Below are 23,545 nucleotides of genomic sequence, written 5' to 3'. Positions count from 1 at the left end.
GAGAAACGTCAAATCAACAGAGTCGGGGACTCAGTGTGCGTCGTGGCGATTATCGACCGATGCGGTCAGGGCCTGGACAAACTTTTCAGTGATGGCCTGGCGCTGGGCCGGTGCCATACCGTTGATGATATTGGTGGTCAGATTGCCAAGCACCATAAGGCTGAGATCCACCGGCGCTTTATGCTTTTCCAGCGCGGTGATCAGGTCGTTCATCAGGGCGTCAAATTGCTCGTTATTGTACTTTGATACGATAGGCATAATCTTCAGTTCATCTCGGTTCAAAGCGCCTTATAATACTTCACCCTTTCGGCTAACACTATGGCTTTGTGACATGAGTCTCGATATCGACAAGATCATTCTTCACTCCTTGCGCCAGGGCGGCGATGGTCAACCCCACGCTGATACCCGCAGCCAGACCCTGCCCCCTGATGAGGCGGTACAGGGACTGATGGCGGAACTGCATCGGATCTACAACGGCAAGGGCGGCAAGGGCTTTGGCTTCTTTGCTGACCCCGAGGCCGCCGTCGCCGAGCTGGCTGACGGCATCGATGCTCCCAAGCAGCCTTCACCCGCGTTTCGTATCGCCCTCGAACAGCTGCTCGACGAGCAGACCGAATTCGTTCCCTTCTCGGTCATCGTGACCCAGATGCTGGTCAAGCAGTTGGTGGAGCACGCCCTCGATGAGCAGGGGGTGCTGCTGTTTGCCAAATACAATTATGTCGGGGTCGATTATCTGCTGATTGCCCTGCTGGAGGGCAAGGAGAGCGTCACCGTCAGCGAAGCGCTGGAATTACGCCATATCCAGTATCTGGATATCGGCAAACTCAATCTGGTGGCCCGCATTGATTTGACCGAATGGAAAACCCAACCTGATTCGCGCCGCTATATCACCTTCAGCAAGGGGCGCATTGGTCGCAAACTGGGCGACTTCTTTATGGATCTGCTGGGTGCCCGCGAGGGCATGGATGCCAAGGTACAAAATAAAGGCTTGCTGCAGGCGGTCGAAGATTATTGCGACAGTCGTCAGCTCGAACCGACCGAGCGCAATGACTATAAAAAGCAGGTCTTCAAATATTGCACCGAACAGGCGAGCGCCGGTGAAGAGATCGAAATCAAGGAGCTGTCTGCAGAATTGCCTGGTGACGGTGACCTCGATTTTTACAGCTTTATTGGTCAGGAGTATGAGCTGGAAGAGCGTTTCCCGGCGGATCGCTCTACCCTGCGTGGTTTGACCAAGTTTGTTGGCTCCGGCGGCGGTCTGACTCTGAGCTTTGAGCAGAAGCTGTTGAACAGCCGGATCTTTTACGACCCTCAGACCGACACCCTGACCATCAAGGGTGTGCCGCCCAATCTTAAGGATCAGCTGCTGCGCCAGTCGTAGTCATGCTCCCGAGTGTGATCAACTCGTCATTTCTCGCAAAAAGAGACTCCGCCCCGGCGGGGTCTCTTTTTTTATCGCGCCCGGGCAGACCTCGAAACTGGCGCGGTACTTTGTTAACAAATCAAACAAAATAAACCACCTGAAAGGGTTTTCATTGAGGTGAAAACCCTTTCATTCATGAAATTTTATTTCATTTTGGTAATTATTATTCTGTGGTTGTCTGGAATTAAGCCGATAAATGGCCGTAATCCCCTGAAATAAGAAAATGTTTTCAAAACTTTCTGGAAGGAAATACGTAATTGCATTTCAAAAATGCGAGTTGCGTCATGTGAGCCGTTTGCCGCTTGGGATAATATTCATCTCGCACACAATGCTCTTACAGCGCGGAACTAATACAAGGAAAGGCTCATGAAAAAGAAATTGCTGTCATCCCTGATCGGTCTGGCCACTCTTGGCGTCGCTTGCTCTGCTACTGCTGCCATCGATGAAGGCCAGCTGACCATCTGGATCAACGGTGACAAGGGATACAACGGTCTGGCTGAAGTGGGTAAGAAGTTTGAAGCAGAAACCGGCATCAAGGTTACTGTGGCTCACCCGGATCAGGTTGAAGTGAAATTCCAGCAAGCCGCCGCCACTGGCAACGGCCCGGACATCTTCTTCTGGGCTCACGACCGTTACGGTGAGTGGGTCAAAGCCGGTTTGCTGGTTCCGGTAACGCCGAACGCTGCCACCAAAGGCAAATTTGAACAGCTGGCATGGGATGCCATGACTGTTGATGGCAAAACCTATGGCTACCCGGTTGCCATGGAAGCGGTCAGCCTGATTTATAACAAGGACCTGCTGCCCGAGCCGCCGAAAACCTTCGAAGAGATCGCCAAGATTGACGAGACTCTGAAGAAAAACGGCAAGCGCGCCATCATGTGGGCTTATGACACCCCGTACTTCAGCTATCCGCTGGTGGCTGCCAACGGTGGTTACGCCTTCAAGAAAACCGCTACCGGTTATGACGTCAAAGATACCGGCGTGAACAACGCAGGTGCCAAGATGGGCGTGGGCTACATCTCCGAGATGATCAAGTCCGGTCACCTGGAAAAAGGCATCGACTACGGTGTGATGGACGCCAAGTTCAACAAGGGCGAAGTGGCCATGATGATCAATGGTCCCTGGGCCTGGAGCAACCTGGACAAGAGCGGCATCAAGTACGGCGTAGCGCCGCTACCGACCCTGAACGGCAAGCCGGCCAAAGCCTTCGTTGGCGTACTGGGTGCCACCATCAACGCCGCCAGCCCGAACAAGGATCTGGCTATCGAGTTCCTTGAAAACTACCTGCTGACCGATGCCGGTCTGGCGCCGGTTAACGCCGACAAGCCGCTGGGTGCCGTTGCGCTGAAATCCTTCCAGAAGACCCTGGAATCCGATCCGCACATCAAGGCCACCATGCTGAACGCTCAGGCTGGCGAGCCGATGCCATCCGTTCCCGAGATGAGCCGTTTCTGGTCTTCCTTCGAAACTGCCCTCAAGAACGTGACCTCCGGTCGTCAGGGTGTTGACGAAGCGCTGGATACCGCTGCCAAGCGTATCGTTCAGTAAGCACGCACTACCCGGGAGGCCGTCATGGCCTCCCACTCTCTCAAATCTCTCTTGGCGTTATAAAGGTTAATTGGCATGGAAGTAGTACCTTCTGTTGAGTCCTATGCCGGTCCGAAGGATAAGCACACCTGGCTTAAGTGGACCATAGCGGCCCTGGTTGCCATCCTCAACGGCTACGCAGCCGTGATGATGTACGCCAGTGGCGAGTGGGTATTCGCGCTGCTGGATCTGGTGGTGGTTTCCGTCGGTCTGTATGTCTTCATGAACAAGAAGACCTATGCCCATCGCTACATCTTTCCGGGTGTTGCGGGCATGGTTGTGTTTATCATCTTCCCTCTTGCCTACACCATTGGCATTGCCTTCACCAACTATTCGGGGTCCAACTTGCTCTCCGTGGAGCAGGCGCGGGACTACCACCTGAAGAAAACCTACAAGGTGGCGGGCGGTGAATTCGATTTTACCCTGCTGGGTGGCGACAACGGCCAGTTCCAGCTGCTGCTGACACAGGATGATCAATCCTTTATCAGCCAACCTGTTTCCCTGATGACCAACAAGGCCCGTGAGCTGGCGTCCCGCGAGGGCCGTGTGCAGAACACCCAGCAAGTGGTCGAGCTGCAGCCCTTCACTGGCGAAGCGGCCAGCAAGGCCGCACCGATCCGCGCCATTGTTGAGCATCGTACTCACCTGAGTGACCTTGATCTGGTGCTGCCGGATGGCGGTACCCACCTGACCCTGAGCAGCCTGCGCAAGTTTGCCGCCCAGAAGCAGCACTACACCCGTCTGATGGATGGTGCCGTGCTCAAGTCCGGCGTGGTGATCAAAGACAGCAACCTGCTGCGTGATACCCAGAATGGCGAGCTGATGCTGCCCAATGGCGAGACCGGCTTCTATCAGTACATCGACGAACAGGGTCAGTTTGTCGGCAAGGGTATTGCTCCGGGCTTTGTGGTGAGCGTCGGTTGGAAGAACTTCGCGCGCATCGTCACCGATCCGGGCATCCAGTCACCCTTCCTGCAGATCTTCATCTGGACCGTGATCTTCTCAACCTGCTCCGTCGCTTTCACCCTGGCTATCGGCATGGTGCTGGCCTGTCTGGTGCAGTGGGAAGAACTCAAGGGGCGCGGTTTCTATCGGGTCATGTTGATCCTGCCCTATGCGATCCCGGCGTTTATCTCCATCCTGGTGTTCAAGGGGTTGTTCAACCAGAACTTCGGTGAGATCAACATGTTCCTGGAAGCAGCGTTTGGCATCAAGCCGGACTGGTATACCAACCCCTTCCTGGCCAAGGTGATGATCCTGATTGTCAACACCTGGCTCGGCTACCCCTACATGATGATCCTCTGCATGGGCCTGCTCAAAGCCATTCCGGAAGATCTCTATGAAGCGTCCGCCATGGATGGTGCCGGTCCGGTACAGAACTTCTTCAAGATCACCGTGCCGCTGCTGATGAAGCCGCTGACACCGCTGTTGATTGCCTCGTTCGCCTTCAACTTCAACAACTTCGTGCTTATCCAGTTGTTGACCAACGGTGCGCCCGACATCATCGGCGCCAGCACTCCGGCCGGTACCACCGACTTGCTGGTGAGTTATACCTACCGGATTGCGTTCCAGGGATCGGGTGGTCAGGACTACGGTCTGGCCAGTGCCATCGCCACAGCTATCTTCCTGATAGTGGGTGCGCTGGCGCTGCTCAACCTGAAATTGTCCAAAGCCGACAAGCAGCTGTAAGGAGGCTTCAACATGGCAATCGTACAACCCAAATCAGTCAAATACCGGGTGTGGGCAACCCACCTGGTCATGTGGGGCTTCCTGGCGCTGATCATCTTCCCGTTGATCATGGTTATCGCCATCTCGTTCCGTAACGGTAACTTCGCGGTAGGGGAGATCATCCCCTCCAATCCGACGCTGGATCACTGGAAGCTGGCGCTGGGCATGTCCATCACCAACGCCGATGGCAGCATCACGCCGCCGCCGTTCCCGGTGCTGACCTGGTTGTGGAACTCCATCAAGATCGCCGGCATCACTGCCCTGATGATCGTGACGCTCTCCACCACCTGTGCTTACGCCTTTGCCCGCCTGCGTTTTCGTGGCAAGTCCACCATCCTGCAGGGCATGCTGATTTTCCAGATGTTCCCGGCGGTGCTGGCACTGGTAGCCATCTACGCGCTCTTTAACAAGATTGGTGACTACATCCCCTGGCTCGGTCTCAACACCCACGGTGGCCTGATCCTGGCGTACATGGGGGGTATCGCCCTCCACGTCTGGACCATCAAGGGCTACTTCGAGACCATCGACTCCTCCCTGGAGGAGGCGGCGGCCATCGACGGGGCGACCCCGTGGCAGGCATTCCGTCTGATCCTGTTGCCTCTGTCGGTGCCCATCCTGGCGGTAGTGTTTATTCTGGCCTTTATCGGTTCCATTACCGAGGTGCCCATGGCCTCCATCCTGCTGCAGGATGTGAACAATCTGACCCTGGCGGTCGGGGCCCAGCAGTACCTCTATCCGCAGAACTATCTGTGGGGTGATTTCGCGGCGGCCGCAGTGCTCTCCGGTTTCCCCATCACAGTGGTGTTCCTGTTGGCACAGCGCTGGTTGGTTGGCGGTCTGACTGCTGGTGGTGTGAAAGGTTAAGTTTATGGCCGGGGGAGCTGACTCCCCCCGCTATCACGATTTGCAAAGATTCAAGAGCGGAGCTCGTCATGGCTGAAGTAGTACTCAACAACGTTCGCAAAAATTACGATCCGGCTGTTCACAAGGACACCCTGCGCAACATCAACCTCTCCATCAAGGAGGGCGAATTCATCGTCTTCGTCGGCCCGTCCGGCTGCGGTAAATCCACCCTGCTGCGGATGATCGCGGGTCTGGAAGACATCACCAGCGGTGAGCTGACCATCGGCGGTCGCTACATGAACGACGTGCCGCCGGTAGAGCGCAACGTCGGCATGGTGTTCCAGTCCTACGCCCTTTATCCGCACATGAACATCTACGAGAACATGGCCTTTGGTCTGAAGCTCAAGAAGATGGACAAGGAGAACATCCACAAGCGGGTGATGCGCGCCGCCGAGATCCTGGGTCTTGAGCCGCTGCTGGACAGAAAGCCCAAGGCGCTCTCCGGTGGTCAGCGTCAGCGTGTCGCCATCGGTCGCTCCATCGTGCAGCAGCCGCAGGTGTTCCTGTTTGACGAACCGCTCTCCAACCTGGATGCCGCGCTGCGGGTCAAGATGCGGATCGAGATCGCCAAGCTGCACAAAGAGCTTAACTCCACCATCATCTACGTGACCCACGATCAGGTGGAAGCGATGACCCTGGCCGACAAGATTGTTGTGCTGAGCCCGCTCAAGGCCGAAGCTGCCACCAACCTGGAACAGTTCGGTTCACCGCTGGATCTCTACCACAACCCGGACAACAAGTTCGTGGCGGGCTTTATCGGCTCTCCCAAGATGAATTTCCTGGCGGGCGAGTTGCTGGAGATTGGCGAGCAGGAGTGCCTGGTCAAGTTGACCTCTGGCGATACCGTGCGTGCCCGGGTCGATGCCCGCAGTGGCGCTGTGGGTGACAAGGTGGAGCTGGGCATTCGCCCCGAGCACCTGATGCCGCTGGATCACCCCCATGCGCACAGCAAGGTGAGCGGGATCGTGCAGGTGGCCGAACACCTGGGCGCCGAGTCCTTCGTTTATATGGATGTGGATGGTCACGACTTTACCGTCAAGGCCACCTCGGATGTGGATGTGGCGACCGGTCAAACCTACAGCGTGGGTATCCCGGCCGAAGCCTGCTACCTGTTCGATGCCAAGGAGCAGGCGTTCCCCCGTACCGCCAAATATATCCGTACCTGATTTTTTGTTGTGCCGGTTTTCCTTTCTTAATAATCAATGCCTTTTTGCCGGTCGTCAGACCGGCTTTTTATTGCCTGCGATTTGAACATGCAGATAGGCAAGGTAACCCGGTTCAAGCCTCGAGTTCGGCGGTAATATCGGGCACAAAGGTCTGGCTGGCCAGCGGCGGGCGCTCATACCCTTCGGTCTTGATGGGGGGAAGCTTGATAGGCTCGTAGTGGATCGCCTCGTAGGGTACCTTGCTCAGCAGATGTGCAATGCAGTTGAGGCGGGCACGGCGCTTGTCGTCCGCCTCTACCACGAACCAGGGGCAATCCTCGGTGTCGGTGTAGGTGAACATGTCATCCTTGGCGCGGGAGTACTCCACCCAGCGCGAGCGGGACTGCAAATCCATCGGGCTGAACTTCCAGCGCTTGATGGGGGTGTTGATCCGCTCTTTAAAGCGCTTCTCCTGCTCCTCGTCACTGACCGAGAACCAGTATTTGATCAAGGTGATGCCGGAGCGGATCAGCATCCGCTCAAACTCGGGGCAGGCGCGCAGAAATTCGCGATATTCCGCATCGCTGCAAAATCCCATCACCCGCTCGACCCCGGCCCGGTTGTACCAGGAGCGGTCAAACAGCACTATCTCGCCAGCGGCAGGCAGGTGGGCCACATAGCGCTGAAAGTACCACTGGGATCGCTCCCGATCGGAGGGGGCGGGCAGCGCCGTGACCCGGCAGACCCGGGGGTTGAGCGGTTCGGTGATCGCCTTGATGACGCCCCCCTTGCCGGCGGCGTCCCGTCCCTCGAACAGCACCACCACCTTCAGTCCCTCCTGCTTGACCCACTCCTGCAGCTTGACCAGCTCCTCCTGCAGATGGGCGAGGTGGTGCTCGTAGCACTTCTTGTCCAGACGCGGCCGCTTCTTGCTCTTCTCCTTCGCCATGGGCTTCTCCTTTTGGCATCCTTTCATGGGTGACTTCTTTGAGTCACTTCCAGCTTGCACCAGGGAGGCGCCACTGCCAAGGGGGACGTGATACACTGCCGCCCCCCATCGCTGGCAACAGGAGATAACATGAAGCATTTTATGGAGATAGCGGGCCGTCGGATGGCCTATCTGGACGAAGGGCAAGGGCCGGTACTGCTGTTTGGCCACAGTTATCTGTGGGACAGCGCCATGTGGGCGCCGCAAATCGAGGCGCTCAAGGGCAGCTATCGCTGCATCGTTCCCGAGCTGTGGGGCCACGGCGATTCCGACCAGCTCCCAGAAGGTGGCTGCACCTTGGCGACTCTGGCGCGGGATCACCTGGCGCTGCTCGATGCCCTCGGGGTTGACGAGTTCGTACTGGTGGGCCTCTCCATCGGCGGCATGTGGGGTGTTGAGCTGGCGCGCATGGTGCCAAACCGCCTCAAGGGGCTGGTGCTGATGGACAGTTTTGTCGGCCTGGAACCGCAGATCACCTGCGAGCGCTACCTCGGCATGCTGGCGATGATCGAGCAGCTCGGCACCGTGCCGGCGCCCATCATCGAACAGGTGGCGCCGATCTTCTTTGCCAGCCAGCCTGATGAGGCGCTGATGAGTGGTTTCAAGGCGCGTCTGGCCGCCTGGCCAAACGAGAAGATTGCCGCCATGGTGGCGGTGGGCCGCAGCTTTGTGACCCGCGAAGATCGTATCGAGTGGCTGGAGGAGATCACCACTCCCGCGCTGGTGATGACCGGCTGCGAGGACAAGGCCCGTCCGGTGCTGGAGGGCTATCTGATGGCCGAGGTGCTGGGTTGCCCGTTCAGGGAGATCCCGATGGCTGGCCACATCTCGTCGCTGGAAAATCCGGCCTTCGTCAATCAGCAGCTGACCGAGTTTCTGGCGGCGCTGTAAGCCTGAATTGGACGCCTGAGTAGGCTGTACTACCAGCCTGATGGTCGTGAAAAAGGGAGCCGAGGGCTCCCTTTTGTTTGGTCGTGTCTCACGGTTCAAGACTCATAACTGTTACCAGATATAGCCCAGCGCAAAACCCGCATAGAGCTCGCCATCGTGCTGGACGATGGGGCTGTTTTTGATGTCCCGATCATACCATTCGTAGTTCATGGCAAACATGCCAATCCAGTTGGGGCTGAAGCGGTAACTGGTGATGAGGGCCGCCATCGGGGATAGGGTGGTACCGGTATCCCAAGCGGGCCGCTGGGCAGTCGCCTCGCTCTCGGAGATGCCGCCGAAGTAGTAGTTGGCCATCTTGTCGCTGCGCAGCATCAGCCCCATCCCCGGCATGATCAGCAGGTTGTCGCGCAGGATGGGGAAGTCGGCCCACAGCAGCAGCTCCTGTCCCTTGCTGCGGCCGGTGACATCGCTGTTGGCACGCACGGTCAGCAGGGCATAGGGGGTGATGATGTTGCCACCGATCCCGCCTTCCAGCTGCCATTTTCGCTGCTCCATGCCAGTAAAGGCCGGAGAGTCCTCGGGATCCAGATTGCCAAAACGGACCCGGCCATAGCCGTAGAGGGCCACGTTCTCATCCTTGTGGAAGTAGTAGCGGGCCCGATCCCCCAGAAACATGAATTGGTCGCCGAAGTAGATAAAGCCGGGGATGGCGTAGAGGGCGTTGTCCTGCGCTTCATAACGGGCCTGTCCCCCGATGAGCGCCGCACCGGCGACAAAGCCCTGTGGCACCGGGCTGGTAGGGCTGTCGCTGGTGAGCAGATCCATGGCGCCAAGATCGATATCGGCACGCGCTGGCATAGCGGTAGCGAGGAGCAGGGCCGTCAGCCCTGCCGCTCTGATTTGACGAAAAAAGGTCATGGACACTCCGTTGTCACGATTGCAGGGGAAGCAGGTTATTTTGCGGCACTGGGCATCTCTTCACGTTTTGGCCAGGCATTGATCACCGCCTTGACCAGGGTGGCGAGGGGAATGGCGAAGAAGACTCCCCAGAATCCCCACAAGCCGCCGAAGACCAGCACGGCGATGATGATGGCCACCGGATGGAGGTTGACCGCTTCCGAGAAAAGCACAGGTACCAGCAGGTTGCCATCGAGAGCCTGAATGACCAGATAGGCCACCATCAGCCAGGCGAACTCGGGGGTGAGCCCCCACTGGAACAGGGCGACCATGGCGACCGGTACGGTCACCACGGCGGCGCCGATATAAGGGATCAGCACCGAGAAGCCGACCGCGACCGCCAGCAGCACCGAGTAGCGCAATCCCATCAGGGCGAAGGGGACATAGGTGGCGATGCCGACGATAAGGATCTCGATCACCTTGCCGCGGATGTAGTTGATGATCTGGTTGTTCATCTCGACCCACACCCGGTTGACCAGGGTGCGGTTGCGCGGCAGGAAGCGGCGCAGGCTGCCCATCAGTACCCGCTTGTCTTTGAGCATAAAGAAGACCATCAGCGGCACCAGAATGAGGTAGATCATGATGGCGACCACGTTGACCAGCGAACTGAGGGAGGCGCTTACCAGATGCTCGCCGCCGCTGAGGATGCGCTGGCGAATATTGTCGATGACGGTCTCCACCAGACTGACATCGATGAGCTCGGGGTATTTGTCCGGCAGGGTGCGCACATAATCCTGAGCGTGGGTCAGCATGGCCGGCGCCTCTTTGGCCAGATTGATCCCCTGACTCACCAGCGTCGGGATAAGACCCAGCAAGGAGGCGACTGCTACCGCAATAAAGAGGATCAGAATGACGCTGGTGGCCAGGGTGCGCGACAGCCCCGCTTTTTGCAGCCGGGCGACCGGCCACTCCAGCAGATAGGCCATTACCAGTGCCACCAGCAGGGGGGCCAGCAAATCGCCAAACAGCCAGATGATGGTGAAGCAGAACACCAGCAACAGGAAAAGGGTAACGGCATCGGGATCGGAAAAACGGGTCTGATACCAGTGCTTCAATACTTCTAACATGACGGCATCCTTACATCACTGGGGCTCAAGATGGTTGTTTCGCCCCGACAACCAACTGCAAAGAGAGGGTATTGTCCGGTTGTTGCTGAATCTCGACATGGTGGCCCTGACGGTGCAGATAGGCCGGAATATCCTGCCGGGAGCCCACATCGGCCAGCCGTATGGTGACGGTTTGACCGCTTTTGGCCCCCCTTAACCAGAGCTTGAGCCGGATCAGCGGCTCGGGGCAACGCCAGGGGGTCAGGTCGAGAATTTCCATGGGGGCTCCATCAGGCAGGTGGCCGCTATTATGGCCGTGATAAGAGCATGAAACAACGCTTGTAGCCCTTGATGGGCAAGGGTATTCTGCCGAGGCCCTTTCTGATGGAGATAGAGATAACGTGGCACGTTTTTCCCCCCTGATGGCATCGCTTCCCCTGCTGGCTTCCCTGATGGGCGCCACGTTTCATGCCGAGGCCAACAATCAGCTTCCCGACATCGGCACGGCCGGGGTTGCTGCCCTGCCCATCGAGCAGGAAGTGCGTTACGGCAACGCCTTTATGCGCTTTGCCCGTGCGGGTTTGCCGATCATCGATGATCCGGTGCTGAGCCAGTACATTGACGATCTGGGTCAGCGACTGCTGACCAACGCCGATGGGGTACGTTTCCCGTTTACCTTCTTCCTCATCAATGATCCCAGCATCAACGCGGCCGCCTTCCTCGGCGGGCGAGTCAAGGTACACACAGGCCTCTTCCTCTACGCCGACAGCGAGAGCGAGCTGGCCTCGGTACTGGCCCACGAAATCACCCACGTGACCCAGCGCCACATCGCCCGTTATATGGAGGCGCAGGCGAGCAGCTCGGCGGTGACCCTGGCCGGTCTGGTGGGCTCCATCGCGCTGGCGGTGATCAACCCGACCGCCGGTATTGCGGCGTTGCAGACCACGCTGGGCCTCTCCATGCAGTCGGCCATCAACTACACCCGCGACAACGAATATGAAGCGGATCGCATCGGCATGAAGACGCTTTATGATGCCGGTTTCGACCCCATGGGGATGGCCAACTTCTTCCAGAAACTGGCTGCCGAATACCGTTACGCCAGCAAGCCGCCGGAGATGCTGCTCACTCACCCGCTGCCGGAGACCCGGATCAGCGAGGCCCGCGCTCGGGCGGGCAGCTATGGTCGCCGCGACTTGCCGCCCAGTCTCGACTTCTGGCTGGCCAAGGTGCGGATTCAGGTGCGTTTTGGTACCGATACCCCGCAGGGGCTGCTGAGCTACTTCGATAGCCGGATCCAGAAGGGGGATTATCCGCTCAAGGATGCCGCCATCTATGGCAAGGCGCTGGCGCTGATCCAGCTCAAGCGCACCGACGAGGCGGATACCCTGATGCAGGAGCTGGCGGCCCGTCATCCGGAAGATCTCTTTATCGTCGATGCCCAGACCGACATCGATCTGGCCAAGGGGCGCAGCGCCCAGGCCATCGCGCGCCTCGAGAAGTTCCGCAGCCGGATGCCGGATAACGAAGTGGTGGTGGTCAACCTCGGCAACGCCTACCTCGAGAGCGGCAACTACAAGAAGTCCATCGCCATCCTCGACCCCTATGCCCGTGCCCATGAGGAGAACAATCTGGCCTGGAACCTGCTGGCCGATGCCTATCGCAAGGCAGGCAGAATGACCGAGCTGCATATGGCGCGGGCCGAGATGCTCGCACTGCGCGGGGATTATCAGGCGGCCATCGACGAGCTGATCGTGGCGCGCGGTACCACCAGCGATCGGATGACCCTGGCTCGTCTGGAGGCGCGCATCACCGAGCTGGAGCGGGCCAAGAAGGATCTCGACAGCCTCAAGGGCTAACGAAACCTATCAAACAAGGGCGCACTATGGTGCGCCCTTGTTGTTTATGGCGGTGGCGTTGATGTGGGGGACGGTGTTAGCAGCGATGGGCTAGTGACTCATGCTGCTGGCGGTCGCCTTGAGCATCTCGATCTGCTGCTGGTCGAGCTCGCCGACCAGCGTCTGCTTGAGCTTGCCCTCGCTATCGAGCAGATAGCTGGTGGGCAGGCCGCTTGGGCGAGGGAAGGGGAGCCTGGCATCTTCATTGGCAATAAGGAGCGGCACCTTGATGTGGTACTGCGCAGCCAGCTTGTCCAGCTCTGCTGGCGTGGTCGGGTCGTAGTTGATGGTCACCACTGTGATCTGGCCCTCCGCTGCCAGCCCGTTGAGGCGCGGCATCTCCCGCAGGCAGGGGGCGCACCAGGGGGCGAAGTAGTTGACCAGCAGCGGCTTGCCGGCAAAGTGGCGCAGGCTGACCGACTGCCCTGTTGCATCGGTAAATTCAGGGGCGGGCGTGCAGGCGCCCAGCAGGCTCGCCACAATCAGCCAACAAATACGTTTCAATTCCTTTCCACTGCCGCTTACCCTGACCATCACTTTCCCCTACAATAGCGCCGTTTCTAGTCCCATCTTGCGATTAATCAGGGAGTTACCATGAGCAAGACCCAAATCTACCACAATCCGCGCTGCTCCAAGAGTCGCGAAACCCTGGCCCTGCTGGAACAGCACGGGATCGCCCCTGATGTGGTGCTCTATCTGGAGCAGGCCCCGAGCGAAGATGAGATCCGCAACCTGCTCTCTCTGCTCGGCTTTAACGGTCCCCGCCAGCTGATGCGCACCAAGGAAGAGCTCTACAAGGAGCTGGGATTGGCCGATGTCAGCGGTGATGCCCTTATTCGCGCCATGCACCAGCATCCCAAGCTGATCGAGCGCCCTATCGTCATCAAAAATGGTCAGGCCCGCATTGGTCGCCCGCCGGAGCAGGTGCTGGAGATCATCAAGTGAGCACCCGCTTTGCCCGTCTGCTGACTCTGGTCGGTTTCTTTGGTCTGCTGGGCTGGGTCATCCTCTGGCATCTGTGGCTATCACCCCATCCGGACCTCAACCCCTGGCTGCTGCCGGTGATCTGGACGGTGCCGCTGCTCTTCCCCCTCAAGGGGATAGTGCAGGGCAACCCCTACACCCACGCCTGGGGCAACTTCGTGTTGATGCCCTATTTCCTCCACGCCCTCACCCTGATCACCACGGATGAGGGGGAGCGGTGGCTGGCGGTGGTGGAGCTGGTCTTCACCACTCTCGCCTTTGTCGGCACCATCTATTACGCCCGACTGCGTGGTCGGGAACTTGGCTTAAGCATTCGCAAGAAGAAAAACGAAGCCAACTGATGACAAACGCCCCGCAAGGGGTGTTTTTTATGGGGAAGCTGCTCTATCCAGAGGGATCACTGTGCCCCTTGGGCTGCCCGATATTGGGCCAGCTGCTGCTGGCTAAAGTCCATCAGCGCGGGATAGAAGCGCAGAAATCCCGCCTCGCATGTTTGCCACTGCGACTCATCGAGGGTCAGCAGCGCCTCTCCCAGTTGTACCGGGCGGCGCAGTCGGCGACCGATGCCGTTCAGCGCTTGCCCCAGCCCCTCCTTGTGGCGGTAGGAGGCGATCCAGTTCTGCTCGGCCATCCGTTTGAGCGGAAGCGGAAGTCCATCCGGCAGGTGTGGGTGATCCGCCAATAGCTGGTCATAACTGCGTTGCAGGAAGCGGGGCAGGGGCTCGGTACTGAACAGCCCCCAATGTTTGCTCAGCCAGTGGTCGTAGATCATATCCACCACTATGCCGCCAAAGCGGCGCCAGGGGGCCTCGAAACAGGCGACGGCCGCCTTGTGCTCGGGGTGGCCGTCGGTGAAGGCATCAATTTTGCGGTGCAACCAGATCCCCTCATCGAAGTGGGCGGCAAGCCCCGTGGGCAGCGTGCCTTTGACGAAATCGCCGAGCAGATTGCCGGTGGGGGAGCTTCGGGTGTGGGCAGCCAGATGGAGATGGGCCAGAAAATTCATCGGTCGCTGTGGGTCTGTTATGGAATGGCAAGGTGCTTCGAGCCTAACGGATCCCGCCCGCCTTGACCATGATCGGGATTTTGCTACTGCCCTGCGGCTGCCTCTTGCCGGGCAAAATTCGGGCGTGCTAAGGTGATGCCATCTTTGTCACAGGACGCGACAAACCACCATGATGCGCAAAGCCAGAGGCTTTTTTCTGGCCTTCTACTTCAAGCCTTTCTATCTCTCCGAGTGGTTCGACGAATAGATCGAACCTCTGGAGCAGTTCACTGACGCCCGCTCGGGCGTGATCTCGCTCATCCAGATTTTGCCGCTTTTGGTCATCGCATGCATTCGCCTGCGGTGCCTTGTCCGCGCCTGTGCGCTTTTTATGTAATGGAGTACTCATGATGAAGATCAGACTGACCCTCTCAGCCCTGTTTGTTGCCAGCCTGCTGGCCACCCCCGCCATGGCCAAGGAGTGGAAAACCGTGCGCTTCGGGGTGGAGGGGGCCTACCCGCCCTTCTCCTGGACTGATGCGTCGGGCGAGATCAAGGGGTTTGATATCGATCTCGCCAACGCCCTGTGTCAGCAGATGGCGGTCAAGTGCGAGCTGGTGGCGCAGGATTGGGACGGCATGATCCCGGCCCTGCTGTCGCGCAAATACGACGCCATCATTGCCGCCATGTCGATCACCGACGAGCGGCGCCAGAAGGTCGATTTCACCGAGAAATATGCCCATATTCCCAATCGCTTTGTGGCGGCCAAGGGGACCGAGCTGACGCTGACCCCGGAAGGCATGGCGGGCAAGCGCATCGGGGTGCAGCGGGCCACCACCCACGACAAGTACCTGACCGACAATTTTGGCTCGAATGTCACCATCGTCCGCTACGGCAATGCCGATGAGGCCTATCTCGATCTGAAAGCGGGTCGGGTGCTGGCCCTGCTGGCCGATGCCTCTGCCATCGAGCAGGGGCTGCTTGGCAAAGAGGGGGGCGACAAGTTCGACTATGTGGGGCCTGCCCTGACCGATCGCCAGTGGTTTGGTGATGGTATGGGGATCGCCGTGCGCAAGAGCGATAAGGAGCTCAAGGGCAAGCTGGACGAGGCGATCAAGGCCTTGCGTGCCAATGGTACCTATCAGCAGATCAACCAGAAGTACTTCAAGTACGATATATATGGTGGTTGACGGGGGGAGGGAGCTTGCTCCCTCTCTTTTCATTGGGCAAGCGACAATCGTGCAAGGAGGATCGCCATGTTGACCCTGATCGAGGGAGCCGAGATCTTCAGCCCCACCCACCTTGGCCAGCAGGATCTGCTGGTGGCTGATGGCCGTATCGCCTGGATGGGCAAGGGGTTGACGGTGCCCACAAACTGGCCGCTGCATCGGGTCGATGGTCGTGGCCGCTATCTGGTACCCGGGTTGGTGGATCCGCTGGCCCATATCACCGGCGGCGGCGGTGAGGGGGGCTTTGCCTTTCGCACCCCGGAACTGGCGGCGGGCGAGGCGCTCAAGGCAGGTGTCACTACCCTGGTGGCGGCGCTTGGCACCGACAGCCTGACCCGCACTCCCGCGCAGGTGCTCGGCAAGGTGCGCGAGTTTCGCGCCGCCGGGGTGAGCGCCTTTATGTATACCGGCTCTTACCATTTGCCGGTCAAGACCCTGACCGGCACGGTGGAGTCGGACATCATCCTGATCCCCGAGGTATTGGGGGGGGGGGAGGTGGCCATCAGCGACCACAGATCCAGTGCGCCGACCCACGATGAGCTGGCCAGGCTTGCCAGCGAGGCGCGAGTAGCCGGGCTGCTTGCGGGCAAGAGCGGGGTCAGCTTCTTCCATGTCGGGGATGGCAAGGGGGCATTGGCGCCCCTGCGGGCCCTGCGCGATAAGACCGACATTCCGCTGCGCCAGCTCTATCCCACTCACTGCAACCGCAACCCCTGGCTCTTTGCCGAGGCCATAGAGTGGGGCAAGGCGGGAGGTTGGGTAGATCTCACCACCTCGAGCTTTCCCGATCTGCTGGAGGATGGCGAGCGGCTTGCTGCCGATGCACTCGTCGAGCTGCTGGCCGCCAATGTGCCAGCCGAGCGCATCACCTTCAGCTCGGATGCCAACGCCAGCCTGCCGCGCTTTGATGGCGAAGGGCGGCTAATCGAGATGCGCTGCGGTCAGATTGCCAGCCTGTGGCTGCAGTGCGTGCGCGCGATCCGTCTCGGTGTCTCGCTGGAGAGGGCGTTGGCCGTGGTGACAAGCAATCCGGCGCAGGCGCTGGGGCTTGGCAGCAAGGGGCGTATCGGGGTCGGGCAGGATGCGGATCTGCTGCTGGTGCACGACCGGACGTTTGCTATCGAGCGAGTGATGAGTGGCGGCCAGTGGCGCGAATAAGGCTGCGGGCAATATCGCAGCCAGTGCGAGTGCGTGGTTGCTCCAAGCAGCAAAAGCCCGACAACAAGGTCGGGCTTTTTTATCTGCAATGTGGGAATCAGGCTTAGAGCGCCAGAAACCCGAGGATCAGGATGGGGCCGAGCAGGCTCAGGATAAAGCCGGAGACAATGGCCACCGGCACCACCTGAATGCCCCCTGACTTCTGGATAACCGGCAGGGTGAAGTCCAGCGCCGTGGCGCCGCCGTAACCGATGGCCGCCGAGGGGTGGCGTCGCATCAGGACCGGGATGATCAGAATGGCGATAAGCTCACGCCCAAGATCGTTGATAAAGGCAGCAGAACCGAGCACCGGCCCCAGTTTGTCGGCCACCAGAATGCCGGAGAGCGAATACCAGCCGAAGCTCGAGCTCATCGCCAGACCATGGGTAAAGGGCATACCCAGCAACTGGGCCGCCAGCAGGCTGCCCAGCCAGCTGCTGAGGATGACGGTGGCGGCTATCTTCATCCCCCAGGGGTTGAGCAGGATCTGGCGCAGCCGCATGCCGGAGTTGCGCATCTGCACCCCGATGAGAAACAGCAGCAGCATCAGGGCCCACTCGCTCCACTTGTCGATGGGCAGGGCGCGCAGATCCACCAGTAGGCCCAGCAGCACACCGCCGAGCACCACAAAGCAGAGCTGCAGGGATTCCCACAACAGGTGTAACTTGCCAGGCATCTTGGCATCGCTCGCCTCGTGGGTCGGCGGCGTGCGTTTGTCGAGCCACCAGAGGGCCAGCAGGTTGCAGACCGTGATCGCGGTCAGCATCACCCCGGCGACCTTGAAGATCACCGCCAGATTGCTGCCCAGGTTCTCCACATAGGCAAGCCCGAGCCCCATCAGAAACAGAATGAGGTAGACCATCTTGCCCAGACTCTGGTTGACCAGCTTGATCAGTCGGGCAGAGGAGAGGGGAACCAGATAGCCGATTGCCAGTGGCAACAGGATCAGCAACACATTGAGCAGCATCGAGGCCTCGATCACAAAAACTGATAAAAACACCACCTTATCATTACTTATTGGCTCTGTGTCACATATCTCTCGCTTTCATGGCCAAAAACAGCCCTTTTGGGGGCGGATTGTTACTTTTTTGCCACAACCTCTCTGTTTGATAAGGTTCTGTGCGAGCCCGAGTGCACCAATGAAATCAAGTTGATCCGATCGGGGAGCCGATATTTCGCTCGGCAAGGGGGTGCATAAAGCCATTTTGGTGCCGGTTTGGCACACATCACGCTTTTCTCTTGCCACTGATATGATTGGGGTATAAAAAGGCGGTATCGGAATAGCCATTGAAACGGCTGTTTATGCAAACAAAGTGCTGAAAAATACGCAAAGAGCGAATAAAAATAGAGCGAATCCCCTGAAGACCCTCGTTCTGTATTGTTTTTTCACTATCCGGGTGATATTTTCGCTGAAGGTTGCCATCGGTTAACTTTTTGTTAAATGGACGATGGTTGAGTCACGCCCCCTGCGGCGTCTAGGGACAGACAAGGTTGTAATGGATGAGCGACGTTGCCGCACTGGAAGTACGTGATCTGCACAAATATTTTGGCACCCACGAAGTGCTCAAGGGCATCGACATGACCGCCCACAAGGGGGATGTGATCTCCCTTATCGGCTCCTCCGGCTCGGGGAAGTCGACCTTTCTTCGCTGTATCAATCTGCTCGAAACCCCCTCATCCGGCACCGTCTCGCTCCATGGCGAACTGATCCGGATGAAAACCAGCCGCGCCGGCGAGCGGTTGCCCGAGGATATGCGTCAGGTGGAGCGGATCCGCAGCCGGCTGGCCATGGTGTTTCAAAGTTTCAATCTCTGGTCACACATGACCATCATGCAGAACATTATCGAAGTGCCGATCCAGGTGCTCAAGGTGCCTCGCGCCGAAGCACTGGCCAAGGCGGAGCAACTGCTCAACCGGGTTGGACTCTGGGAGCGGCGTGACTACTATCCCGGCCACCTCTCCGGTGGTCAGCAGCAGCGGGCCGCCATTGCCCGTGCGCTGGCGGTAGAGCCCGAGGTGATGCTGTTCGATGAACCCACCTCGGCGCTGGATCCCGAGCTGGTGGGAGAGGTGCTCGGCCTGATGCGCGAGCTGGCTGAAGAGGGGCGCACCATGCTGGTGGTGACCCACGAGATGTCGTTTGCCCGGGATGTATCGAACAAGGTGATGTTTCTGCATCAGGGGCGGGTGGAAGAGGAGGGCAACCCCAAGGAGATTTTCGCCCATCCCAAATCCGAGCGGTTCAAGCAATTCATCTCCTCCATCTACTGATGGCGGGATGCCTGGTTACCCAATCAACTGTTTTATCAAGGAGAGATACATGAACAAGCTGATGCTGGCGACAGCCGTAGTTACTGCCCTCGCGTCCGGTAGCCTGATGGCCAAGGAGTGGAAAGAGGTCCGGATCGGTGTTGAGGGTGCCTATCCCCCCTTCTCCTGGACCGAGCCCAGTGGCGAGGTGAAAGGCTTTGATATCGACATCGCCAACGCCCTGTGCGAAGAGATGAAAGTGAAGTGCACCCTGGTCAAGCAGGACTGGGACGGCATCATTCCGGCGCTGCTGTCACGCAAGTTTGACGCCATCATCGCCACCATGGACATCACAGAAGAGCGCAAGAAGAAGGTGGACTTCACCCAGAAGTACCAGCACATTCCGGCCCGCTTTGCCGCCAAGAAGGGCACTGATGTGCAGCTCGACAAAGCCTTTATGGAAGGCAAGTCCGTCGCGGTGCAGCGTGCGACCTCCATGGATACCTTTATTACCGACAACTTCCCCAATGCCACCATCAAGCGTTACGGCACCGCCGATGAAGCCTATCTCGATCTGAAATCCGGTCGTGTGGACTATGTGCTGGCCGACTCTGCCGCCATCACCGACGGTCTGTTGAAGAAAGAGGGCGGTGATGCCTTTGAATTCGTCGGCCCGAAACTGACCGATCCCAAGTGGTTTGGCGAGGGTGCCGGTATTGCGGTGCGCAAGGCTGACAAGGATCTGAAAGAGAAATTCAACGCCGCCATTCTGGCGCTGCGTGCCAACGGCAAGTACAAGGAAATCAACGACAAGTACTTCGAGTTCGACGTATACGGCGAGTAAAAACCGGAGCCGTGTTCGGTGAGTCATTCGCCACATAGATAGCGAATAACAGGCCGACCGGCTCACCTCGTCAGTCGTCATCGGGCCCGTTCTCTCCGTGTGGAGTGATGGGCCCTATTAATTGCAATGGAGCTGCATCTGACCGTGTTAAGGATGTGGGTTCTCTTGTTGTTCAGAGGCATCAGCCCACTCGATAAGTTGCAATGGAGCTGCATATGTTTGATTTGAAAGGATACGAAGCCTCGCTGCTGGAGGGCGCCTGGGTCACCCTGGAAGTGGCGCTGGCCTCCCTGCTGCTGGCGTTGCTGCTGGGGATGCTGGGGGCGCTGGCCAAACTCTCTCCCTACAAGTGGGCCCGGGCCATCGCCACCGGCTACACCACCATTATTCGCGGCATCCCCGATCTGGTGCTGATGATGCTGCTTTTCTTTGGCGGCCAGGTGCTGATCAACGGCATTTGCACCTGGGTCAATGAGACTTACAACAGCTGGTTACTGGAGAGCAATCCCAATCAGGAGTGGGTCTCCCTGCTTCCGGACTATATCGACATCAGCCCCTTTGTGGCCGGTGTCGCGACCATCGGTTTTATCTTCGGCGCCTACATGACCGAGACCTTTCGCGGCGCCATTCTGGCGGTGGACAAAGGTGAGCTGGAGGCCGCACGGGCTTTTGGCATGCGGGCTACCCAGGTGTTTGTGCGGATCCTCTTCCCCCAGATGATGCGCCACGCTCTGCCCGGGTTTGGCAACAACTGGCTGGTGCTGCTGAAAACCACCGCGCTGGTCTCCATCATCGGCCTCGATGATATGGTGCGCAAAGCCTCGTTGGCGGCGGGCTCGACCCAGCAACCCTTCACCTTCTACATGGCGGTGGCGCTGATCTTCCTGATCTTCACCGCAGTCTCCACCTCGGCGCTCAAGTGGGCCGAGCGTCACTATGCCATCAAGACGAGGTAAGCCATGTCGTACTCAATGCAGTCATCCGTTTACTGTGAGCGTTGCGGTGCCAGTGCCGAGCGTCACTACATCACGATGAAGACGAGGTAAGCCATGGATTTCTCAATCATTCTCAAAGAGTGGCCCACCTATTGGGAGGGGCTCTATACCACCCTCTGGCTGGTGGCTCTCTCTCTGATCCTTGGGTTGATGCTGGCGGTGCCCATGGGCATCCTGCGCAATAGCCGCAACTGGCTGATCAAGGGGCCAATCTGGGCCTATATCTACTTCTTTCGCGGCACCCCGCTGCTGGTGCAGCTCTTTATCATCTACTACGGCGCCGCCCAGTGGGAGTGGCTGAAGAACAGTGCCGCCTGGTCGCTCTTCTCCGAAGCCTGGTTCTGCGCTCTGCTGGCCTTTACCCTCAATACCGCCGCCTATACCGCCGAGATTGTGCGCGGGGCGGTACACAATATGCCGCGTGGCCAGATTGAGGCAGCCAACGCCTTTGGCATGACCCGCTGGCAGACCCTGACCCGGATCATTTTGCCCAACTCGTTTCGTCGGGCGCTGCCGGCTTACAGCAACGAGGTGATCTTCATGCTGCAGGGCTCGGCGGTGGCGGGCATCATCACCATCGTCGATCTGACCGGCGCGGCGCGGATCATCAACTCCCGCTACTACAGTCCGTTCGAGGCGTTTTTGACCGCAGGGCTGCTCTATATGCTGCTCACCTTTGTCATCGTCTGGCTGTTCAAGAAGTGGGAAGCGCGCTGGCACGCCCACCTGCGCCCGCGCAATGTGTAAGGTGTGATCTGCCAAGATGAGCGAAAATGGCCCCGCCTGTTGCAGGCGGGGCCATTTTTTATCTTTATCCTCCGCCCGTCCGGTTTGCCAAATGGCGGACGAGCAGGGAGAATGCAGCACTCCCGAGCGCCGCCAGTCGTTGGCTGCATGCCTTATTCCCCAGTTCCCGAGGTTTTATGTACCGGATATTGTTTGAGCATCCCGCTTTCCTGGTTATCGACAAGCAGCCCGGCATCGGCATGCACGACGAGAAGGGCGACGGTGAGTCGGTCAATCCGGGGCTGGTCAATCGCGTGAAGGCCGATACCGGGCTCACTCTCTATCCGGTGCACCGGCTCGACAAGATGACCTCCGGGCTGGTGCTGCTGGCTCGCACCACGGAGGCGAACCGCGCGCTGAGCATGGCCTTTGCGGCCCGTGAGGTGAGCAAGCAGTATCTGGCGCTCTCCGATCGCAAACCCAAGAAGAAGCAGGGTTGGGTGAAGGGGGATATGCAAAAGGGGCGCGGCGGCAGCTGGATGCTGGTGCGTACTCTGGATAATCCTGCCATCAGCTGGTTTGATTCGGTGTCGGTGCGCGAGGGGCTGCGGCTCTATCGCATCAAGCCCCAGACCGGCAAAACCCACCAGATCCGGGTTGCCCTCAAAAGTATCGGCGCCCCCATTCTCGGGGATGAGCGCTATGGCGGTACGCCAGCCAATCGCGGCTATCTGCACGCCTGGCGACTGAGTTTTACGCTGGCGGGCGAGCCGTTCGACTTTGTCTGCCCGCCCGATGTGGGGAGTGAATTTGTCACTCCCGAGCTCACGGCCGCCATCGCAGCCCTTGCGCCCTGATGCTTATGCGCCCAGCGTCTGACACAATGATCCATTCAGCGAAAGAGCGTGATCCTGACGGACGTGCACCGCGCTGGATCCTGGCCGACTTTGACGACACCCTGGCCCCCGGCGACAGCCACGCCGGTCTGCTGCGCTATATCTTGCGCCGCCGGATCTGGCCGTTGTTGCTGTTGCCAGTAATCGCGCTCGGTGGCTTGGTCTATCTTGCTCCCAGCCAGCGGCGGCGCGGTATCTCCCTTATCTGGTGGGCCATCACCTTGGGGCTTTCCTCTTTGGGCTGGCGCAAGCTGGTGCGTGCCTATTGCCGCACCAGGCCGGGGCTGTATCGTCAGGCTCGCGAATTGCTGCAAAGCGAGGGCGCGCGCTGCTGGGTGATCTCCGCCAGTCCCTGCGCGCTGGTGCGAGCCCAGCTCTATCAGCAACTGCCCGGCCAGTTGCCCCACCGGATCATTGGCTCGCAGATGCACTACCGTTTTGGCGGCCTGATGCCGCGCTTCTATTGCCACGGCCAGCACAAGCTGCTGCTGGAGATCTGCGCCCTCGATGCCGAATTGGCCTTGAGTGACAGCCTGCACGATCTGCCGCTGCTGGGGTTGGGGAAAGAGGCGTGGTTGATCAATCCGACGCCCACGCGACTGCAAAAGGCCCGGGCCTGCTTGCCCCATCTGATGGTCAAAAACTGGCAACTGTAAGGCAAAGCTGACAGTCCTGCGGGTCGTTACCGTTTGATCCGCAAGGCTGCGGCTTGAATGTCACAATCCATTTACATCTTTTGCTGCCAGCTGCGAAAAACTATCTGCAACCCGCCTCTTCTCTTCCTGCTACGCCCTGCTTCTAATGAAACAAGTTGTTAACACTTGCCGCGCCGCTGGGTGCCGCAATCCGTTTTAACCGAATCAAGAGCAAGGAGCG

General features: G+C 58.9%; 25 protein-coding genes. 17 read left to right on the top strand and 8 right to left on the bottom strand.

Going from position 1 to position 23,545, the window contains the following annotated elements; genetic code table 11:
• Window positions 1–30: 30 nt before the first annotated feature.
• Window positions 31–258 carry a YejL family protein gene (locus tag AB5Y99_RS07125; protein WP_005333874.1) on the bottom strand — a complete coding sequence of 76 codons (228 nt, stop codon included), beginning with the start codon at window positions 256–258 and terminating at the stop codon, window positions 31–33.
• 73 nt (window positions 259–331) lie between these two features.
• On the opposite strand from AB5Y99_RS07125, the gene yejK reads away from it, so the two are divergent.
• The 5 genes from yejK (at window position 332) to AB5Y99_RS07100 (ending at window position 6,807) form a co-directional block, all read left to right on the top strand.
• Window positions 332–1,381 (top strand): nucleoid-associated protein YejK, encoded by a 1,050-nt coding sequence (gene yejK / locus AB5Y99_RS07120; RefSeq protein ID WP_368209220.1) that lies wholly within the window; start codon window positions 332–334, stop codon window positions 1,379–1,381.
• A gap of 408 nt (window positions 1,382–1,789) precedes the next feature.
• On the top strand, window positions 1,790–2,971 hold the full coding sequence (malE, locus tag AB5Y99_RS07115) for a maltose/maltodextrin ABC transporter substrate-binding protein MalE (protein WP_005333871.1): 1,182 nt from the start codon (window positions 1,790–1,792) through the stop codon (window positions 2,969–2,971).
• Between the two features lie 75 nt (window positions 2,972–3,046).
• Complete coding sequence (malF, locus tag AB5Y99_RS07110) at window positions 3,047–4,699, top strand: maltose ABC transporter permease MalF (protein WP_005333870.1); 1,653 nt, start codon at window positions 3,047–3,049, stop codon at window positions 4,697–4,699.
• Window positions 4,700–4,711: 12 nt separating this feature from the next.
• Window positions 4,712–5,602 carry a maltose ABC transporter permease MalG gene (malG, locus tag AB5Y99_RS07105; RefSeq protein ID WP_005333868.1) on the top strand — a complete coding sequence of 297 codons (891 nt, stop codon included), beginning with the start codon at window positions 4,712–4,714 and terminating at the stop codon, window positions 5,600–5,602.
• Window positions 5,603–5,670: 68 nt separating this feature from the next.
• The gene (locus AB5Y99_RS07100) at window positions 5,671–6,807 is read left to right on the top strand and encodes an ABC transporter ATP-binding protein (RefSeq protein WP_005333867.1); all 1,137 of its coding nucleotides are present in this window, start codon (window positions 5,671–5,673) and stop codon (window positions 6,805–6,807) included.
• Between the two features lie 112 nt (window positions 6,808–6,919).
• Here AB5Y99_RS07100 and ppk2 read toward each other — a convergent pair whose 3' ends face one another.
• On the bottom strand, window positions 6,920–7,735 hold the full coding sequence (gene ppk2, locus AB5Y99_RS07095) for a polyphosphate kinase 2 (RefSeq protein ID WP_113739275.1): 816 nt from the start codon (window positions 7,733–7,735) through the stop codon (window positions 6,920–6,922).
• Between the two features lie 129 nt (window positions 7,736–7,864).
• On the opposite strand from ppk2, the gene AB5Y99_RS07090 reads away from it, so the two are divergent.
• Window positions 7,865–8,665, top strand: coding sequence for an alpha/beta fold hydrolase (locus AB5Y99_RS07090; RefSeq protein WP_368209217.1), 801 nt, complete (start codon window positions 7,865–7,867; stop codon window positions 8,663–8,665).
• A gap of 111 nt (window positions 8,666–8,776) precedes the next feature.
• On the opposite strand, the gene AB5Y99_RS07085 is transcribed toward AB5Y99_RS07090, so the two are convergent.
• Genes AB5Y99_RS07085 through AB5Y99_RS07075 form a run of 3 tightly spaced genes read right to left on the bottom strand, consistent with a single transcriptional unit; the run spans window position 8,777 to window position 10,948 of the window.
• Complete coding sequence (locus AB5Y99_RS07085) at window positions 8,777–9,583, bottom strand: MipA/OmpV family protein (protein ID WP_368209215.1); 807 nt, start codon at window positions 9,581–9,583, stop codon at window positions 8,777–8,779.
• Window positions 9,584–9,618: 35 nt separating this feature from the next.
• A complete protein-coding gene (locus AB5Y99_RS07080; protein WP_202005456.1) occupies window positions 9,619–10,689 on the bottom strand; it encodes an AI-2E family transporter in 1,071 nt (356 codons plus the stop codon).
• A gap of 25 nt (window positions 10,690–10,714) precedes the next feature.
• A complete protein-coding gene (locus tag AB5Y99_RS07075) occupies window positions 10,715–10,948 on the bottom strand; it encodes a sulfurtransferase TusA family protein (RefSeq protein ID WP_368209213.1) in 234 nt (77 codons plus the stop codon).
• A gap of 121 nt (window positions 10,949–11,069) precedes the next feature.
• Here AB5Y99_RS07075 and AB5Y99_RS07070 point away from each other — a divergent pair, with 121 nt between their 5' ends.
• Window positions 11,070–12,524 (top strand): M48 family metalloprotease, encoded by a 1,455-nt coding sequence (locus AB5Y99_RS07070; protein WP_005333848.1) that lies wholly within the window; start codon window positions 11,070–11,072, stop codon window positions 12,522–12,524.
• Window positions 12,525–12,614: 90 nt separating this feature from the next.
• On the opposite strand, the gene AB5Y99_RS07065 is transcribed toward AB5Y99_RS07070, so the two are convergent.
• The gene (locus tag AB5Y99_RS07065) at window positions 12,615–13,097 is read right to left on the bottom strand and encodes a TlpA family protein disulfide reductase (RefSeq protein WP_368209212.1); all 483 of its coding nucleotides are present in this window, start codon (window positions 13,095–13,097) and stop codon (window positions 12,615–12,617) included.
• Between the two features lie 60 nt (window positions 13,098–13,157).
• Between AB5Y99_RS07065 and arsC the strand changes: the two genes are divergently transcribed.
• Both arsC and AB5Y99_RS07055 read left to right on the top strand, forming a co-directional pair.
• Entirely contained in the window at window positions 13,158–13,508 is a 351-nt protein-coding gene (gene arsC, locus AB5Y99_RS07060; protein WP_368209210.1) for an arsenate reductase (glutaredoxin), read from the top strand.
• Window positions 13,505–13,888 (top strand): DUF2069 domain-containing protein, encoded by a 384-nt coding sequence (locus AB5Y99_RS07055; protein WP_181222257.1) that lies wholly within the window; start codon window positions 13,505–13,507, stop codon window positions 13,886–13,888. The genes arsC and AB5Y99_RS07055 overlap by 4 nt, the downstream gene beginning before the upstream one ends.
• Before the next feature lie 56 nt (window positions 13,889–13,944).
• On the opposite strand, the gene AB5Y99_RS07050 is transcribed toward AB5Y99_RS07055, so the two are convergent.
• Complete coding sequence (locus tag AB5Y99_RS07050) at window positions 13,945–14,553, bottom strand: ACP phosphodiesterase (protein WP_279466745.1); 609 nt, start codon at window positions 14,551–14,553, stop codon at window positions 13,945–13,947.
• Between the two features lie 389 nt (window positions 14,554–14,942).
• On the opposite strand from AB5Y99_RS07050, the gene AB5Y99_RS07045 reads away from it, so the two are divergent.
• Together AB5Y99_RS07045 and iadA are read left to right on the top strand one after the other, a co-directional pair.
• A complete protein-coding gene (locus tag AB5Y99_RS07045) occupies window positions 14,943–15,722 on the top strand; it encodes an ABC transporter substrate-binding protein (protein ID WP_026034932.1) in 780 nt (259 codons plus the stop codon).
• 66 nt (window positions 15,723–15,788) lie between these two features.
• Complete coding sequence (gene iadA / locus AB5Y99_RS07040) at window positions 15,789–16,919, top strand: beta-aspartyl-peptidase (RefSeq protein WP_368209207.1); 1,131 nt, start codon at window positions 15,789–15,791, stop codon at window positions 16,917–16,919.
• Window positions 16,920–17,022: 103 nt separating this feature from the next.
• Here the strand turns inward: iadA and AB5Y99_RS07035 are convergent, their stop codons facing one another.
• The gene (locus AB5Y99_RS07035; protein ID WP_236319608.1) at window positions 17,023–17,925 is read right to left on the bottom strand and encodes a lysine exporter LysO family protein; all 903 of its coding nucleotides are present in this window, start codon (window positions 17,923–17,925) and stop codon (window positions 17,023–17,025) included.
• A gap of 533 nt (window positions 17,926–18,458) precedes the next feature.
• On the opposite strand from AB5Y99_RS07035, the gene AB5Y99_RS07030 reads away from it, so the two are divergent.
• The 6 genes from AB5Y99_RS07030 (at window position 18,459) to AB5Y99_RS07005 (ending at window position 23,325) form a co-directional block, all read left to right on the top strand.
• Window positions 18,459–19,229, top strand: a complete 771-nt coding sequence (locus AB5Y99_RS07030; protein ID WP_005337310.1) for an ABC transporter ATP-binding protein — start codon at window positions 18,459–18,461, stop codon at window positions 19,227–19,229.
• A 49-nt stretch (window positions 19,230–19,278) separates the two neighbouring features.
• Entirely contained in the window at window positions 19,279–20,052 is a 774-nt protein-coding gene (locus AB5Y99_RS07025; protein ID WP_005337307.1) for an ABC transporter substrate-binding protein, read from the top strand.
• A gap of 215 nt (window positions 20,053–20,267) precedes the next feature.
• A complete protein-coding gene (locus tag AB5Y99_RS07020; protein WP_005352911.1) occupies window positions 20,268–21,008 on the top strand; it encodes an ABC transporter permease in 741 nt (246 codons plus the stop codon).
• 93 nt (window positions 21,009–21,101) lie between these two features.
• A complete protein-coding gene (locus AB5Y99_RS07015) occupies window positions 21,102–21,794 on the top strand; it encodes an ABC transporter permease (RefSeq protein WP_368209205.1) in 693 nt (230 codons plus the stop codon).
• Between the two features lie 176 nt (window positions 21,795–21,970).
• Window positions 21,971–22,630, top strand: coding sequence for a TIGR01621 family pseudouridine synthase (locus tag AB5Y99_RS07010; protein ID WP_368209204.1), 660 nt, complete (start codon window positions 21,971–21,973; stop codon window positions 22,628–22,630).
• Between the two features lie 26 nt (window positions 22,631–22,656).
• Entirely contained in the window at window positions 22,657–23,325 is a 669-nt protein-coding gene (locus tag AB5Y99_RS07005; RefSeq protein WP_368209201.1) for an HAD family hydrolase, read from the top strand.
• The last annotated feature ends 220 nt before the right edge of the window (window positions 23,326–23,545 follow it).

The organism is Aeromonas sp. R4-2 (genome assembly GCF_040908295.1).
GTDB lineage: Bacteria > Pseudomonadota > Gammaproteobacteria > Enterobacterales > Aeromonadaceae > Aeromonas > Aeromonas veronii.
Note: the sequence above shows the minus strand (reverse complement) of the source record. Positions and strands in the feature narration are given on the sequence as shown.

Excerpts from the sequence above, each read along its gene's own strand:
- AB5Y99_RS07065 (WP_368209212.1), bottom strand. The coding sequence starts at position 13,097 with ATGGTCAGGGTAAGCGGCAGTGGAAAGGAATTGAAACGTATTTGTTGG.
- AB5Y99_RS07010 (WP_368209204.1), top strand. The coding sequence starts at position 21,971 with ATGTACCGGATATTGTTTGAGCATCCCGCTTTCCTGGTTATCGACAAG.
- malE (WP_005333871.1), top strand. The coding sequence starts at position 1,790 with ATGAAAAAGAAATTGCTGTCATCCCTGATCGGTCTGGCCACTCTTGGC.
- AB5Y99_RS07025 (WP_005337307.1), top strand. The coding sequence starts at position 19,279 with ATGAACAAGCTGATGCTGGCGACAGCCGTAGTTACTGCCCTCGCGTCC.
- AB5Y99_RS07090 (WP_368209217.1), top strand. The coding sequence starts at position 7,865 with ATGAAGCATTTTATGGAGATAGCGGGCCGTCGGATGGCCTATCTGGAC.
- AB5Y99_RS07045 (WP_026034932.1), top strand. The coding sequence starts at position 14,943 with ATGAAGATCAGACTGACCCTCTCAGCCCTGTTTGTTGCCAGCCTGCTG.
- AB5Y99_RS07030 (WP_005337310.1), top strand. The coding sequence starts at position 18,459 with ATGAGCGACGTTGCCGCACTGGAAGTACGTGATCTGCACAAATATTTT.
- AB5Y99_RS07050 (WP_279466745.1), bottom strand. The coding sequence starts at position 14,553 with ATGAATTTTCTGGCCCATCTCCATCTGGCTGCCCACACCCGAAGCTCC.
- AB5Y99_RS07080 (WP_202005456.1), bottom strand. The coding sequence starts at position 10,689 with ATGTTAGAAGTATTGAAGCACTGGTATCAGACCCGTTTTTCCGATCCC.
- AB5Y99_RS07075 (WP_368209213.1), bottom strand. The coding sequence starts at position 10,948 with ATGGAAATTCTCGACCTGACCCCCTGGCGTTGCCCCGAGCCGCTGATC.
- AB5Y99_RS07085 (WP_368209215.1), bottom strand. The coding sequence starts at position 9,583 with ATGACCTTTTTTCGTCAAATCAGAGCGGCAGGGCTGACGGCCCTGCTC.
- AB5Y99_RS07020 (WP_005352911.1), top strand. The coding sequence starts at position 20,268 with ATGTTTGATTTGAAAGGATACGAAGCCTCGCTGCTGGAGGGCGCCTGG.
- arsC (WP_368209210.1), top strand. The coding sequence starts at position 13,158 with ATGAGCAAGACCCAAATCTACCACAATCCGCGCTGCTCCAAGAGTCGC.
- malF (WP_005333870.1), top strand. The coding sequence starts at position 3,047 with ATGGAAGTAGTACCTTCTGTTGAGTCCTATGCCGGTCCGAAGGATAAG.
- AB5Y99_RS07035 (WP_236319608.1), bottom strand. The coding sequence starts at position 17,925 with ATGCTGCTCAATGTGTTGCTGATCCTGTTGCCACTGGCAATCGGCTAT.
- yejK (WP_368209220.1), top strand. The coding sequence starts at position 332 with ATGAGTCTCGATATCGACAAGATCATTCTTCACTCCTTGCGCCAGGGC.
- malG (WP_005333868.1), top strand. The coding sequence starts at position 4,712 with ATGGCAATCGTACAACCCAAATCAGTCAAATACCGGGTGTGGGCAACC.
- AB5Y99_RS07125 (WP_005333874.1), bottom strand. The coding sequence starts at position 258 with ATGCCTATCGTATCAAAGTACAATAACGAGCAATTTGACGCCCTGATG.
- AB5Y99_RS07005 (WP_368209201.1), top strand. The coding sequence starts at position 22,657 with ATGATCCATTCAGCGAAAGAGCGTGATCCTGACGGACGTGCACCGCGC.
- iadA (WP_368209207.1), top strand. The coding sequence starts at position 15,789 with ATGTTGACCCTGATCGAGGGAGCCGAGATCTTCAGCCCCACCCACCTT.
- AB5Y99_RS07015 (WP_368209205.1), top strand. The coding sequence starts at position 21,102 with ATGGATTTCTCAATCATTCTCAAAGAGTGGCCCACCTATTGGGAGGGG.
- AB5Y99_RS07100 (WP_005333867.1), top strand. The coding sequence starts at position 5,671 with ATGGCTGAAGTAGTACTCAACAACGTTCGCAAAAATTACGATCCGGCT.
- ppk2 (WP_113739275.1), bottom strand. The coding sequence starts at position 7,735 with ATGGCGAAGGAGAAGAGCAAGAAGCGGCCGCGTCTGGACAAGAAGTGC.